Annotated in this window: 18 protein-coding genes and 3 tRNA genes; 11 read left to right on the top strand and 10 right to left on the bottom strand. The window is 36.7% G+C overall.

Going from position 1 to position 14,221, the window contains the following annotated elements; all coding sequences use genetic code 11:
* Positions 1–147: 147 nt before the first annotated feature.
* The gene (locus tag BLR30_RS06620) at positions 148–537 is read right to left on the bottom strand and encodes a hypothetical protein (protein ID WP_089856323.1); all 390 of its coding nucleotides are present in this window, start codon (positions 535–537) and stop codon (positions 148–150) included.
* 387 nt (positions 538–924) lie between these two features.
* Here BLR30_RS06620 and BLR30_RS06610 point away from each other — a divergent pair, with 387 nt between their 5' ends.
* The 3 genes from BLR30_RS06610 to BLR30_RS17565 all read left to right on the top strand — a co-directional run bounded on the left by BLR30_RS06610 (position 925) and on the right by BLR30_RS17565 (position 3,630).
* Positions 925–1,344: a Fur family transcriptional regulator gene (locus tag BLR30_RS06610; protein ID WP_089856319.1), complete on the top strand. Its 420-nt coding sequence runs from the start codon at positions 925–927 to the stop codon at positions 1,342–1,344.
* A gap of 44 nt (positions 1,345–1,388) precedes the next feature.
* Positions 1,389–3,356 (top strand): heavy metal translocating P-type ATPase, encoded by a 1,968-nt coding sequence (locus BLR30_RS06605; protein ID WP_089856318.1) that lies wholly within the window; start codon positions 1,389–1,391, stop codon positions 3,354–3,356.
* Between the two features lie 70 nt (positions 3,357–3,426).
* Positions 3,427–3,630 (top strand): hypothetical protein, encoded by a 204-nt coding sequence (locus tag BLR30_RS17565; protein ID WP_139164598.1) that lies wholly within the window; start codon positions 3,427–3,429, stop codon positions 3,628–3,630.
* A 40-nt stretch (positions 3,631–3,670) separates the two neighbouring features.
* Here the strand turns inward: BLR30_RS17565 and BLR30_RS17560 are convergent, their stop codons facing one another.
* Complete coding sequence (locus tag BLR30_RS17560) at positions 3,671–3,898, bottom strand: hypothetical protein (protein WP_139164597.1); 228 nt, start codon at positions 3,896–3,898, stop codon at positions 3,671–3,673.
* Between the two features lie 55 nt (positions 3,899–3,953).
* Here BLR30_RS17560 and BLR30_RS06590 point away from each other — a divergent pair, with 55 nt between their 5' ends.
* The 8 genes from BLR30_RS06590 to BLR30_RS06555 all read left to right on the top strand — a co-directional run bounded on the left by BLR30_RS06590 (position 3,954) and on the right by BLR30_RS06555 (position 9,669).
* Positions 3,954–4,316 (top strand): hypothetical protein, encoded by a 363-nt coding sequence (locus tag BLR30_RS06590; protein WP_089856313.1) that lies wholly within the window; start codon positions 3,954–3,956, stop codon positions 4,314–4,316.
* Between the two features lie 230 nt (positions 4,317–4,546).
* Positions 4,547–4,813 (top strand): YHS domain-containing protein, encoded by a 267-nt coding sequence (locus tag BLR30_RS06585; protein ID WP_089856311.1) that lies wholly within the window; start codon positions 4,547–4,549, stop codon positions 4,811–4,813.
* Positions 4,800–5,480: an SCO family protein gene (locus BLR30_RS06580; RefSeq protein WP_089856309.1), complete on the top strand. Its 681-nt coding sequence runs from the start codon at positions 4,800–4,802 to the stop codon at positions 5,478–5,480. Before BLR30_RS06585 ends, BLR30_RS06580 begins: the two co-directional genes overlap by 14 nt.
* A gap of 104 nt (positions 5,481–5,584) precedes the next feature.
* Entirely contained in the window at positions 5,585–6,259 is a 675-nt protein-coding gene (locus BLR30_RS06575; protein ID WP_089856306.1) for a superoxide dismutase, read from the top strand.
* A 9-nt stretch (positions 6,260–6,268) separates the two neighbouring features.
* A complete protein-coding gene (locus BLR30_RS06570; protein ID WP_089856305.1) occupies positions 6,269–6,637 on the top strand; it encodes a hypothetical protein in 369 nt (122 codons plus the stop codon).
* Positions 6,638–6,827: 190 nt separating this feature from the next.
* A complete protein-coding gene (locus BLR30_RS06565; protein WP_089856543.1) occupies positions 6,828–7,652 on the top strand; it encodes an MbnP family protein in 825 nt (274 codons plus the stop codon).
* Positions 7,653–7,719: 67 nt separating this feature from the next.
* Complete coding sequence (locus BLR30_RS06560) at positions 7,720–8,718, top strand: cytochrome-c peroxidase (protein ID WP_394332369.1); 999 nt, start codon at positions 7,720–7,722, stop codon at positions 8,716–8,718.
* 9 nt (positions 8,719–8,727) lie between these two features.
* Positions 8,728–9,669, top strand: a complete 942-nt coding sequence (locus BLR30_RS06555; protein WP_089856300.1) for a transporter — start codon at positions 8,728–8,730, stop codon at positions 9,667–9,669.
* Positions 9,670–9,855: 186 nt separating this feature from the next.
* Here BLR30_RS06555 and BLR30_RS06550 read toward each other — a convergent pair whose 3' ends face one another.
* The 8 genes from BLR30_RS06550 to BLR30_RS06515 all read right to left on the bottom strand — a co-directional run bounded on the left by BLR30_RS06550 (position 9,856) and on the right by BLR30_RS06515 (position 14,186).
* Entirely contained in the window at positions 9,856–10,572 is a 717-nt protein-coding gene (locus BLR30_RS06550) for an FAD-binding oxidoreductase (protein ID WP_089856298.1), read from the bottom strand.
* Positions 10,573–10,652: 80 nt separating this feature from the next.
* Entirely contained in the window at positions 10,653–11,510 is an 858-nt protein-coding gene (locus tag BLR30_RS06545; RefSeq protein WP_089856297.1) for an AraC family transcriptional regulator, read from the bottom strand.
* Between the two features lie 141 nt (positions 11,511–11,651).
* Positions 11,652–11,723: transfer RNA gene (locus tag BLR30_RS06540), tRNA-Glu, on the bottom strand.
* 85 nt (positions 11,724–11,808) lie between these two features.
* Positions 11,809–11,880: transfer RNA gene (locus BLR30_RS06535), tRNA-Glu, on the bottom strand.
* Between the two features lie 11 nt (positions 11,881–11,891).
* Complete coding sequence (gene rpsT / locus BLR30_RS06530; protein WP_089856296.1) at positions 11,892–12,146, bottom strand: 30S ribosomal protein S20; 255 nt, start codon at positions 12,144–12,146, stop codon at positions 11,892–11,894.
* 67 nt (positions 12,147–12,213) lie between these two features.
* Positions 12,214–12,534: a hypothetical protein gene (locus BLR30_RS06525; protein ID WP_089856295.1), complete on the bottom strand. Its 321-nt coding sequence runs from the start codon at positions 12,532–12,534 to the stop codon at positions 12,214–12,216.
* A gap of 237 nt (positions 12,535–12,771) precedes the next feature.
* Positions 12,772–12,843: transfer RNA gene (locus tag BLR30_RS06520), tRNA-Glu, on the bottom strand.
* 56 nt (positions 12,844–12,899) lie between these two features.
* Positions 12,900–14,186 (bottom strand): N-acetylmuramoyl-L-alanine amidase family protein, encoded by a 1,287-nt coding sequence (locus BLR30_RS06515; protein ID WP_175443612.1) that lies wholly within the window; start codon positions 14,184–14,186, stop codon positions 12,900–12,902.
* Positions 14,187–14,221 lie beyond the last annotated feature (35 nt).

Here is a 14,221-nt window from a genome sequence, read left to right as displayed (position 1 = left end):
TTTATTACTTTAAATTTTGTTTTTCCTTTCTAATTATGTTTCTTAACCGTCGAATATGTAGGAATTGATTAAAAATATTCAGCCACTGTTAAAGGCAGTGGCTGACTTATTTAAAGTAACAAATACTCTTTTAAGTTTTAAGGAATGTTAGTTAATATTTATATAATAAGAACTATTTTTTCCTTTCGTTAATTTCTGCATTAAATTACTTTTATCAATTTTAATAGTATCCGAATCCTTAATTATTTTAACGCTTTTATATGGAAAATAATTGGGGTTCGGTACACCTAAATTTGAAAATAATAAGATATTTTGATTTTTGCTTAATCTATATAACTCTTTTGCACGCAAAGGATTTACTTTTTTTGAAACAATAGAATCATAAGCCGGACCTTTCTTACTTACCAAGCTGCTTTCAATTGCATGGTCTGTTTCAAGATATACATTATTTTGCGATCTGTTTGCAACATATATAACATAGCCAGGATCACAACTTGCCAGCAGGCCCAGAAGTAATATCATTACTGTTTTTTTCATATACTTTAATATTCATTAAATCGAGAGCAAGCTTTTCCTAGTTTGTCTGCGTTGCTCTCTGTATAGAAAGCGCTATAACTTTTGTGAAACAGTGTCAAAGATCGCATTTGGTCATATGATGATAATATTTCCCATGGTTATACCGTCTCCATCCATCTATTTGTTTACAGCAACAATTGAACCGCTCGAATATCTGTCTACAGAGCCAATACTACCTACTAGGTTGGTGATTTCAGCAGTTAATGTTCCTAAACTTAGAGCTGAAGCAACGAAAGTAACACCGGATAATCGGTTAATCTGTTTTAAACTGTTAACTTTGAGAAAGCAGAATCTGTAGAACAGCTTCACGGAAAAATCAGGAGAAGGGGAATTGCATTTACAAAGATTATGAAAAAAGATATCGAAAATAAATTAATAGATAAAAATACCAAACCCACCAGCATGAGGATTCTGGTGTATGACTTTTTGAGTTCTCAGGAAGCGGCTTTGTCACTATCCGAAATCGAAAATCATTTTGACAATGCAGACAGAACAACCATTTACAGAACTTTAAAAACGTTCGAAGAAAAAGGAATTGTCCACAGTATCCAGGAAAATAATACGACCAGATACAAACTCTGCCACGACGGATGCGGCGAAAATACACATAAAGACTGGCACCTGCATTTTTATTGTAAAATCTGTAAACAGACAACCTGTAAAGAAGATATTTCTTTCCCGGAAAATATGCAGACTGATTTCCGCATTGATGAAATACGCCTTTTTGCCAAAGGAATCTGTGAAAGCTGTCTGGAAAGTTTGCAATAGTATTGCATCAAGCTTATGTATATTTTTGATGAAAAGTTTAAGTTATGGAAGAATGCTGTAGTACAAAAGCAAAACAAAACCATCATCACGACCACGACCATGACAGTCATGATCACGATCATTCCCACGATACAGGAAATCAGTCTGTATTTAAGATGTTCCTTCCTGCTATCATATCTTTCGGATTGCTCCTCGCAGGCATTATGCTGGATCACCTGATAAAAACCGATTGGTTCACCGGCTGGATTCGTCTGGTTTGGTATTTGGTTGCCTATGTTCCCGTAGGATTGCCTGTGTTGAAAGAAGCTTGGGAAAGTATTACCCATGGAGATGTATTCTCGGAGTTTTTCCTGATGGGCATTGCTACAGTCGGAGCTTTTGCAATTGGTGAATATCCGGAAGGCGTTGCTGTGATGCTTTTCTATTCCGTTGGCGAAGTGTTCCAGGGAATGGCTGTGACCAGGGCAAAAAGTAATATTAAATCACTTCTCGATCAACGTCCCGATGAGGTGACTGTTATAAAAGACGGAAAACCACAGATCGTAAAAGCCGAAAATGTAAATGTCGGAGAGATTATTCAGTTGAAATCCGGTGAAAAGCTGGGGCTGGACGGAGAACTTTTATCTGAAATAGCTTCATTTAATACCGCTGCGCTGACCGGTGAAAGCAAGCCTGATACCAAAATGAAAGGTGATCTTGTGCTGGCGGGGATGATTAATTTAAATACTCTCAGTCAGGTTAAAGTAAATGCTGCTTACAAAGACAGTAAGCTGAGCAGAATTCTTGAGTTGGTTCAGAATGCGACGGCTCAAAAAGCACCCACCGAGCTTTTCATCAGAAAATTTGCTAAAATATACACCCCTATTGTTGTTTTTCTGGCAATAGCAATAACCCTGCTTCCTTATTTTTTCGTAGATGAATATTACTTCAGCGATTGGCTCTACAGAGCATTGATATTCCTGGTGATCTCTTGTCCGTGTGCTTTGGTGATCTCTATTCCGCTGGGTTACTTCGGAGGAATTGGTGCCGGAAGCCGCAACGGAATATTATTTAAAGGAAGCAATTTCCTGGATGTTCTGGCCAATGTTCAGAATGTTGTCATGGATAAAACCGGAACATTGACGGAAGGTGTTTTTAAAGTACAGGAAGCTGTTTTTATCAATGATATTGATAAAGATGAAATCCTTAAACTCGTTAATGCCCTCGAAAGTAAAAGTTCACATCCTGTGGCCACCGCCATCCACGAATATGTCGGAGAACCGGATCACTCTGTTGACCTGAATGACGTGGAGGAAATCCCCGGACGCGGACTGAAAGCCACGATTGATGGTAAAGAACTTCTGGTTGGTAACCTGAAATTAATGGATCAGTTTGACATAAGCTATGATATCAATACAGAAAATATTATCTATACTTTAATAGCAATTGCTTACGATAAAAAGTTTGCCGGGTATCTCACCATTGCAGATGAGATAAAAACAGATGCACAATCAGCCATCAGCAAGCTGAAAAATCTTCATGTAAAAACCACCATGTTGAGTGGTGACAAAACATCAGTAGTAAAACATGTTGCAGATCAATTAGGAATTCTCAATGCCTATGGCGACCTCCTTCCTGAAGATAAAGTCAATAAAGTAAAAGAAATAAAAGCAAAGAGAGAAACTGTTGCTTTTGTAGGAGACGGTGTGAATGACGCTCCTGTTGTTGCCCTCAGTGATGTTGGTATTGCCATGGGTGGATTGGGAAGTGATGCCACCATCGAAACTGCCGATGTTGTGATACAGGACGATAAACCCGGTAAAATTCCGATGGCTATTAATATCGGAAAGCAGACGAAAAAGATTGTCTGGCAGAATATCATGTTAGCATTTGTAGTAAAAGCGGCAGTTCTTATTTTGGGTGCCGGTGGTTTAGCCACGATGTGGGAAGCCGTCTTCGCAGATGTCGGCGTAGCTTTACTGGCCATCCTCAATGCTGTGAGAATCCAGAGAATGACTTTTACTTCTGAATAAATACAATGTAAAAAGAACTTTTCATTTCAATAGAACGGGCTTCAGTCCGTTTTTTTAATTCAAACTGAATATGAGAATAGTCATAATTCAGGGAAACCTCATAGCATGGTTTCGTTCCACCAGAAAGTTTCATGCAAGGGTGCAACAGGTTTTCTGGTGTTTCGGAAAGCTTCCTGCAGGTTGCAGCACGTTTTCTGGTATCCCGGAAAGTTTTCTGCATAGTGTAGCGGGCTTTCCGGAAATATCAATGGCTTTCATCATAATTGTCTCGTAAGAAGATTTTAAATTTTTATAATCGGCTAAATAATTTGGCTTCATCCAAAATTTAAAATAAGTACCGTACGTTTTTTCTTCCACCCGAAAGTCTCCTGCAAGCTTGTGACACGTTTTCGGACGTTCCCGAAAGTTTGTTGCGAGGGTGCAACAGGTTTTCGGATGTTCCCGAAAGTTTGTCGCAAGGGTGCAGCAAGTTTTCGGGTGTTCCGGAAAGTTCCCCGCAATGTGCAGCGGGTTCTCAGGAAAATATCGATGATTTTCATCATAAATGCCCGCTAAGAAAATTTTCAGTAGTATATTTGTGGCAAGAAATAAAAAAGGTTGAGGTTTTTCATTTCCATATTCATCATTTTTACCATTGCATTGCGTCCGGTTCTGCCAATAATCAATTATGCGGTAAACTATGATTATATTGTGAAAAATCTTTGTGAGAACAGAAATATTCCTCAATCTACCTGTAAAGGAAAATGCTACGTAGCCAAAGAACTGGCCAAAACGGAAAAGCAATCCAACAATAATCAGAATATAAAAATTGGTAGCGTGGATGTATTTATTTCCAATGAAATTCTTTCCTTCTCCACAGGTAATCAATACATTTATAAACTTAAAAATCCAACCCCGGATTATATCAGCTTTAGCACTTCAGAATATTTTTCCGGAATATTCCATCCTCCTTTAGCATAAAACTGTTTTCAGCTCATTTTTTAGTTGAATTTAACATTGAAATAAATTTGGCTATCATTTGTTGAGTGTTTAGTTTATGCTGAGCCTGTCGAAGTACCCTTGCGAACATATAAACATGAAGTTTTACAAAAAACTTTGCGAGCCTGGCGTTTAAACTAAATTCATTATTAAATTTAGTTTAAAAATCGACCTGTTTTTTCCATACAAGTATTAATTTCAATTTAAATAAAATGAAATCAAAAGTTATTTTAACAGCACTATTGTCTGTTTCCCTGATGGCCTGTGCCCAGGAAACCCCTAAAGTAAAGCACAAAAAAGCAAAAACAGCGGTTACTAAGCCTGTAAAATTTGCGAATGCGGTAGATCCTATCTGCAATATGCCGACAGAACCCGGAATGAAAGATACGGCAGTATATAAAAATAAAACGTATGGTTTTTGTAGTGCTTACTGTAAAGACGAATTCAAAAAGAATCCTGAAAAGTATGCCAAAAAATAAGAAGGATACTAGCTCCAAAACAAAAATTATTGTTCCTGTTGTCGTTATTGCTCTTCTCTTTTTGGGAATCGGAATGGGAATGGGATACTTCAAGAAAAGTCTCTATACGGTAATGAAAGTTCCTGCTTTTGAGCTTACCGACCAGAATAACAAGAAGATCACCGATAAAGATATGCTGGGAAAAGTATATCTGGTAGAATTCTTCTTTAGCCGATGCCCCACGATTTGCCCGGTGATGAACCGTAATATGCGGGCTATCGAAGATGAGATCAATAACCCGGATTTCGGAATTATCTCTATCAGCATCGACCCTGAAAATGATACTCCTGAATTATTGAAGGAACATGCGGAAAGAATAGGGGCGAAATCTCCTAACTGGCATTTCCTGACCGGAAACAGAGATTATATCGGTAAGCTGGCGGATCAGTTTAATATTTATGTAGGAGATAAGGAAGATGAAAGTGAAAGCCTGAATCATAGTGGAATGATCGCTTTGGTGGATCAGGAAGGAAATATCCGCTGCCGGTATAATAGGGAAAATATGCCGATTCTTTATTATTCAGGGTTGAATTATGAAGATCCTGAGGGAATAATTCCGAAGCTTAATGGGAAATATCATCCCGACCGGGAAATCCTGATTGAGGATATCAGGAAGTTGTTGAAGTAAAGAATGGAAGTTAGAAGATGGAAGCTGGAAGGCATTCAGATTAACTTCCAGCTTCTTGCTTCCATCTTCCATCCAAAATAAACCATATATAAAAATAAAAAAGTATGAAAATTATGAAAGTTGCTGCTTTGACGGCAGTATTTGCGGCTCAGTTTGCCATGGCTCAATTTAAGCAGACTCCACTTCCGTATGCTTACAATGCACTGGAAGGGAACATTGATGCACAGACTATGGAAATTCATTATTCAAAACACGCTGCAGCGTATGTTGCCAATCTGAATAAAGCAATTGCCGGAACACCACAGGAAAAACAAACGTTGTTCGAAATCCTGTCAAACGCTTCTAAAATGAGTCCGGCAGTAAGAAACAATGCCGGTGGACATTACAATCACGAATTGTTCTGGACTGTGCTGACTCCTGAGAAAAATACCCAGCCTTCAGCAAAATTAACAAAGGCAATTAATGAAGCTTTTGGCAGCATGGATGCTTTTAAACAAAAAATGAGTAAGGCCGGAGCAGACCGTTTCGGTTCAGGATGGGTATGGCTTGCGGTGGATAAAAATGGGAAACTGTTCGTTTCTTCAACGCCAAATCAGGATAATCCTTTAATGGATGTAGTGGAAGAAAGAGGAACCCCGATTTTCGGAATCGATGTTTGGGAACATGCATATTATCTGAAATATCAGAATAAAAGAGCAGATTATCTGGCTGCGATCTGGAATGTTACCAACTGGAAAGAAATCAGCAGAAGGTACGAAGAAGCGATCAGCAAAAAATAATCTTGATCCATGAATTATATTTGCAGCATATTCCTTACTTTATTTGTGGTATTCAGACCTCTGGTGCCACTGGTGGAGTATGCTGTAAATTATAATTACATCTCTGAAGTTTTATGTGTCAACAAAAATAATGTAGAGTTGCACTGTAACGGAAAATGTTATCTCAGTAAGCAGCTCTCAAAAGTCAACGATGTTGATTCTTCTCCTTTAAATAAAACAAAAATTCCGGGACAGAAATTACTTGATATCTACATTCTTCCCGATATAGCCGGAATTAATACAACAGAAAATACATTCTTATTGCATTTCGATTTTCTATTTATATCAGAATATTCTTTTCTGTTCCTGAAACATATTTTCAGACCACCGGTTTTTTAAGTTCAATTTTTCAAATCTTATTATAATTACTGAGAAGGCTTAGGCTTTTATCACTTCGTTGTTATTCTGTAAGAATTCCAGCAAAGTATTTATTGTTATTTCCAAAGCTTAAACTTTTCGGTTTAAATCGAATGTGATGTCATTCGATCTAAAAATTCTATTTAACAAAATTCAACTTAAAAAATCAACAATGAATATTTATAAATTTTTATCATTATTCTTTATTGCCTTTACTTTATTTACTTTTTCATCATGCAGCAGCAACGACGACGATGTTCAGGATACCACACCGGGAAATCTTCAGGTAAAGTTTGAAAACGGATTCAATAATCTTGGTAATATTGTTTTAAATCAAACAACACAAACCTCTTCCAATGGGCAGAAACATCAGTTTTCAACGTTGAAATATATCATCAGCAATATCACTTTAATTGATGAAAATGGCGGAGAATTCAAGTATCATGAAAATGACCCGGACAAAGGTGCTTTCATTATCGATCAGGCGGAAGCAGTGGCGGGAATTAATTATATAAACCTTACCGATATTCCAAAGAATAATTATAAAAAAATAAGATTAGGTCTGGGAATCAGTCAGAGCGCTTACCTTATTGGCCAGGAAGGTCAGGGCATTTTCTGGCAAAAAGCAAAAACTTCCGGAATGGCCTGGTCATGGGCGGCAGGATATGTTTTTACAAAGCTGGAAGGTAAATACGGAACTTCTTCATTAACCAACGAGTTTATGAATCATTGTGGAAATATGGGAAATACTACAGCGAACAACACACCTGATCTTTATCGCGAAATTACCCTTAATCTTCCAACCACGGCAAGAGTATCTCAGGATATAACTCCCTCCATTCATATTATAGCTGATCTTAATCAATATTTAAGTGGAGAAACCGCTTTGGTACTGGACAATACAAACGATTCGGCGATGGGCTCCAGCCAGCATCTGGTAAATGTTACCAACAATATTTCGAAAATGTTTAAAGTAGAACATGTTCATAATGATTAATGTACTCATAAAATTCGGAAGAGGGCTATCTCGCGCTCTTCCTGTTTTCTTTATTGTTAGTATGTTCATGCTGTCATCGTGTTCAGACGAGGTGATGGAGCCGTTAGAAAAAGACGAAGCATATCAGCTCGATAAACCCGCAGGTTTTCCTGACATAACATTTGATGTTACTGGAAATCCGATCACTGTAAACGGAATTGCTTTAGGCAAAAAGCTTTTCTATGAAGGTAAATTATCACGAAACAATACGATCTCATGCGGGTTTTGCCATATTCAGGAATATGCTTTTACACATCATGGCCATAATGTAAGTCACGGAATCGATGACAGACTCGGAATCCGAAATGCACCGCCGATACAGAATATGGCTTTCCTGAAAAATTATACCTGGGACGGAGTAGGGCATAATCTCGATGAAAGATCTTTGGTTCCCATTACTGCAGATTTTGAAATGGATAGCTCTCTTCCCGAAGTGGTTGGCAAGCTCAATGCAGATGTCGGTTATAAAAAAATGTTTAAAGCTGCATTCGGAGATGAGAATATTACGGGAGATCGGGTTTTGAAAGCAATTTCCCAGTTTATGGCTACACTTATTTCGGCAGATTCTAAATATGATCGTATGAAAAAGGGCATGGCTGTTTTTACCAGTGAAGAAAATCAGGGAATGAATTTATTTCAGAATAAATGTGCGTCATGTCATTCGGGAGATTTATTTACCGATGAAAGTTACAGGAATACCGGAATGTATTACAACAGTCAGTTTGATGACAGAGGACGGTACAGAGTAACTTTGGATTGGAATGACAATATGAAATTCAGGGTGCCAAGTCTCAGAAATGTAGAATATACTGCGCCTTATATGCATGACGGAAGATTTTATACGCTGGATGCCGTGTTGAATTTTTATTCAGATAACGTAGAAGATCAGCCAAACCTGGATCCTCTTTTGAAACAGAACGGACATCCGGGAATCGCGATGAACAGCCAGGAGAAACAATACATCATTGCTTTTCTGAAGACTTTGTCGGACAAAAACTTTATCTCAAATCCAAAATTTGCAGAATAATTATTGATTATGAAGAAGATAGTTTTTATAATATGCCTGATTATATTTCATGTAAGCCAGGCCAGATCTGTCGATGATAGCTTGTTTATTCACCATCCTTCAGATCTTTTTCTTATGGAAGACTGCGATGCTTGCGGGTGTGCAGCAGGAAATGGCTCTTCCGGATTTGAATCTTTGCTGAACCCTCAGTTTGTAGGCATCAAATATTTTGCTCAGCATTACAAAGCAAAAGAAAACCTGTTCGTTAATGATCTTACGCAGGATCAGTATTTTAATACCATTCAGCTTTGGGGGAAAATTCCACTGACTAAGAAAGTAAGTGTTTATGCCAGTGTGCCTTTTCATTTTCATGAGAAAAAGACTCTTCAGGGAGATGTAAAAATGCAGGGAGTTGGTGATGTAAACCTGATGGGGATTTACCGGCTGATTAATTCAAAAGATAATATCCATCAGCTGAACGGTGGAGTTGGGGTGAAAATTCCGTTGGGTAAGTTTGATGAGAAAGGTGTATCCGGTGTCAATCCGAGTTTTCAGTTGGGAACCGGAAGCTGGGATTATCAGCTGGCTTTAAATTACAAATTTCAGAAGGATAAAATTGCCGTTTTACTGAATACGGATTATACGATGAAAACCGAAAACAAAAAGCATTACCGTTTCGGAAACCAGTGGAATTATTCTGCGACAGGATTTTACAGGATTGCGGGGACAGAAAAATTCATTTTGTCAGGTAAAGCTGGCTTACAGGGAGAAGTTTATGATGCAAACCAACAGTTTAGCGAGATTCTTCCTAACACTTCGGGAAGTGCCCTATACGGAAAACTGGGATTTGAAATGTCTTACCGGAAAGTAAGCCTGGGAAGTGAAATGATGCTTCCTGCATATTCCAATTTGGCCGGAGGTGATATTGAGGCGAGATCACGGTTCAGTGTTTTTGTGAACTTTGGAATCTGAACTTTATTTATTTTAAAAAGAAAATATATCTCTTTTAACATCGTGTTTTTTAAGGCTTTCACAATTATTAAATGTGAAGGCCTTTTTGTTTTAGATAGGATCAATTGTTAATAGATGCGGATGTATAATTGCTAAAGAGAAGATGTGTATTAAATATGTTCTGATATTGGCATCCAGTTTATCACATTATAATCCTTTTTTTCCCTCAAGCCAATAACCTTGCGAATAAATATTACCTTGTAAGTTATCTTTCAGGACTTTTCTGAATGTCTGAACAGATTTTACGTTTCCTGTCAATATAAAATTTGCGGTATTCCATTCATCAGAGTTAAAAATTGGCAATTCATTTATCCATTCTTCATCTCTGAACGTATTTTTTTTAGAAAATACGGTATAATTTTCCAAGCCTAATAATTCAGGTATATTCTGATTCTCATCGTCCAATTCAAAATAAAACTGATATTGATGTTTATTCTTTTTCATGATTGGCAAAATGGAACAGGCAAGTCCCAAAGATGTTTCATCACCAAAAATAAATTGTTTCTTTATGCTTTCGTTATACACTTTTTTTCCTCTCGGAATGCTGATTCGCAGTTCGTCTTGCGGCTCCAGCGAGTCAATATACCGGCTTCCGACACCATTTCCGTGAATGTGAAAAACTATATCTAAAATTCCTTCATCGACATTATGATAGGAAGTGGTATAATTTCTAAACTCCGTATCACTTACACGAATAACATTGGCATGCCCGATTTGGAAGTTCATTCGTGATATATCACCCTGGAAACGTATTTTCTTAATGGTCGGATTGAGGTAAACGGTTTCCAATATTTTCATATCAGTCATTATGGAACCCGTTTTTTCCGTCAGATCAGCCGCCCATTTTGGTAATTTTGAAATCATCTTTATTGCATTAAAATCATAATACAAAGGAACAGATAATAGTATTGAAAAATAATAGAATGAAAGAGGTAAGTATAGGACTAATCGTGGTTTTTGTTTCTGAAAGTTAATGCAGTCATTCCGGTTGATTTAATAAACAGACGCGAAAAATAGGCATAATCTTCATAACCTAATTCGGCAGCAATTTCCTTGACCGATTTATTTGAATGATAAAGCAGTCGCTTAGCTTCCAGAATAACACGCTGCTGAATATGCTGAGTAACAGTAAATCCTGTTGTATTTTTCACACATTCATTAAGATAGGGAACAGAGATATTTAATTTTTGAGCATACCATGCCGGCCGTTTATCTTTAATAAAATTCTTTTCCAATGCTAATTTGAATGATTTTGATATAAGGTAAAAGCGGGAAATAGTATCCACTTGTTTTGTTTTTTTCAAATATTGGGATAGAAATAAAGAAATCAAAGTATTACAACTGTCTTTTAATGAGGACAGATATAATTTGCTTTCTTTTTCTTCAAATAGGTTGATGCACAACAAAAATGTCTGGCTGATGAGAGAAAAATGTTTTGAGCTTATTGGTAATGGCTTTGTGGGTGAGATTTCCTGCAATAATTTCAAATATTCTGGGTGTAGGTTTTCACTGTTGATAGCTAATAAGTAGAACTCTATATCTTCAGCTTTTAAAACTCTGTGAATCTGGTGAGGTGCAATATAAATTACAGAGAACTCTTTTATTTGGTGCTCCTCGAAATCAATTTCAAAATAAGATTTTCCTTTTTCCTGCAAAATAAAAAAATGATAATCGTGCCGATGTGAATATTCGGCTTCTTTTGAAAGTCGGAGATCAGCAATCGGATATTTCCCAACAGCAATACCCTTATTAAATTCCTTTGCTAAAGTGTTTACCGGAATTGATTTTGATTTGCGAGTCATGAAATTTTTTATCTTAAATAATTTACAAGACTTAAAGGTAAAGATTTTTTAATGTGACTTTTTATTATTTTGAAATTATTTAAAACGAAAAGCCTTGCAAATAAAATTGCAAGGCTTTAGATATTACTATCTTAAGATTTGTAGCCCGTAGGGGAATCGAACCCCTCTTACCAGAATGAAAATCTGAGGTCCTAACCGATAGACGAACGGGCCAGCTATCTTCCACTATTATAGTGTGTTAGTTTTTATAAGTTTCAACTCTTATCAATAATCATCAGGTTAGATAATGATTATTTTGTAGCCCGTAGGGGAATCGAACCCCTCTTACCAGAATGAAAATCTGAGGTCCTAACCGATAGACGAACGGGCCAACTATACTTATTAAGCTAGTTTGTTAACGTGCTTAGTTAATTTGCTTTTTAAGTTAGCAGCTTTGTTTTTGTGGATAATATTTTTCTTAGCTAATTTATCCAACAAAGAGATAACTTTTGGCAATTGTTCTGCAGCAGCAGCTTTGTTCTCTTCATTTCTTAACACCTTCATTGCTGTTCTAGCAGTCTTGTGGTAGTATCTGTTGCGAAGTCTTCTTACTTCGTTTTGTCTAATTCTCTTTAATGCTGATTTATGATTTGCCATATCGTTCAAATGTGAGTGCAAAAGTAAAAACTTTTTTTTTATCTACCAAATTAAATTTTAAAAAAAATTAATTTTCTTCTGATAAATATTTTCGGAGTTTATCAATTGCCTGTTCTATTTTAATATTCTCTTCTTCTCTTTCTAATTTTTTGATGGTAGCGGTAAGCATAGCCATCGCGTTGTTCCATTCTCCAGTGGTATTGGTGAAGGTAAGTCCGTCAATCGTGACTGCAAAATCGACTCTTTCTCCTGTTCTGTAAAGTCTGAAACTTATTTTTTCATCACTGCCTGTAATCCCGCCTTCATTGATCTTTAAATCGTAACTTTTTGGGTTAGAGTGGATTTTTTTAAAAAGCAATTTTGCTTCCTGTATTTTTAAATCCGGCATGATATGTATTTGTGGCTTTTATCAAGAAAAATCATTCTCTATTAAAGCGGTGCAAAGATAATATTTTTTTCTTTTAAACAAAATACACTGCTGATTTTTGAATCTACTTTTTGATAAGATATTCTCTATCAGAAACTTTTTCTTTTCAGTGTAATTGGATTTTATTTTAAAATCGTTTTAAAATAAAGTCCCTTTCAACAATTGTTAAAAGGGAATATGTGTATCGCAATACTTTTGTAGCCTATAGGGGAATCGAACCCCTGTTGCAAGAATGAAAATCTTGAGTCCTGACCACTAGACGAATAGGCCAAATTTTGAGGTTGCAAAAGTAATCATTAACTTTTTAACTTCAAAATTATATGTCATTATTTAAAAACTTTCTGAATGACCGTATTCTTAATGCCTTTGGCTTCAAGGTCTTTTTGAAGCTTCACCGCATCTTCCAGCGTAAATACTTTTCCGTAAGTATAGTAGAAAACTCCACTTTCTTTATTTCTGTCTACATCTTTCAATGTTTGGAGAATAAATGAATTTCCATTCAGTTTGGCTCCTGTATAGACTTCGATCGTATAATATCCCGTGCTTAGTTTCTGATTAGGCATAAATCCTACAGCGTATGCATTCCTGAACCCTGCATCTTTTGCGGTTTTAATATTAATATCTCTTACGGATGCTAGATTCGTTACTCCATAATAATATTTGTATTGTCCGTTTTCTTTAATAGGTAAAATGTAGTTCAGTCCTTTCAGTGCCGGATCGCCATCATTATATTTTGTCGGGGAACTCATCAATAAAATTCTGAAATCATTTTTAAGGGCCAGTTCTGCGAGCCTGTCTGGTTCCTGTTTTTTGGGAGCTGCCGGAGTTCCGGATTTTCGGTCAATGGCTTTTTTGTAATCAATAATAGCCTTATATATACTTTCTGCAATTTCATCCTGGCCTTTTTCAGAAGCCAGATAGTGGCTTTCTTCAGGGTGATTGATGAATCCTGTTTCAATAAGTACAGAAGGCATGGCATTCATACGAAGAACGTGAAGGTTCTTTTGCCAGACTCCTCTGGAGGTTCTTTTATCCTTATTAACAAAGTTTTCTTCTACCAGTCCTCCCAGGAGAAGACTCGATTCAAGATATTTACTCTGTTGAAGCTTCAATGCAATCAGAGATTCCGGGGAACTCGGGTCATAAGAACCGAAGGTCTGTTTATCCTTTTCATCTAAAAAGATCACATCATTTTCCCTTTTGGCCACTTCAAGATTGGTGTCATTCTGATCAGGACCCTGTACAAAAGTTTCCGTTCCGTAAGCAGTTGGTCTTTTAGAAGAATTACAGTGAATGGAAACAAAAAGATCAGCCTTACTTCTGTTAGCCAGATTGGTTCTGTCTGATAATGAAGGGTATTCGTCTATTTTTCTGGTGTAAATTACTTTAAAATCTTTATTTTTTTCAAGCATTGCCCCTACTTTTAAGGTAATGGCAAGGGTAATGTCTTTCTCGGCAATCCTTCCGATGTCTTCATAAGATCTGTTGGCTCCATGATCGGTTCCTCCGTGTCCTGCGTCCAAAACAATGGTGAATTTCTTTTGGGAAAAAATAAAGTTGGCCGACAGAATAAGGAGAAATGATAAAATTATTTTAAAATTTACTTTGTGCATCCTACAGTTTTAAAAATTATATTAATTTTGAGCCT

The organism is Chryseobacterium taeanense, from assembly GCF_900099685.1.
In the GTDB taxonomy this organism is placed as follows: domain Bacteria; phylum Bacteroidota; class Bacteroidia; order Flavobacteriales; family Weeksellaceae; genus Chryseobacterium; species Chryseobacterium taeanense.
The sequence above is the reverse complement of the archived record's forward strand: the minus strand, read 5'-3'. Positions and strand labels throughout refer to the sequence as shown.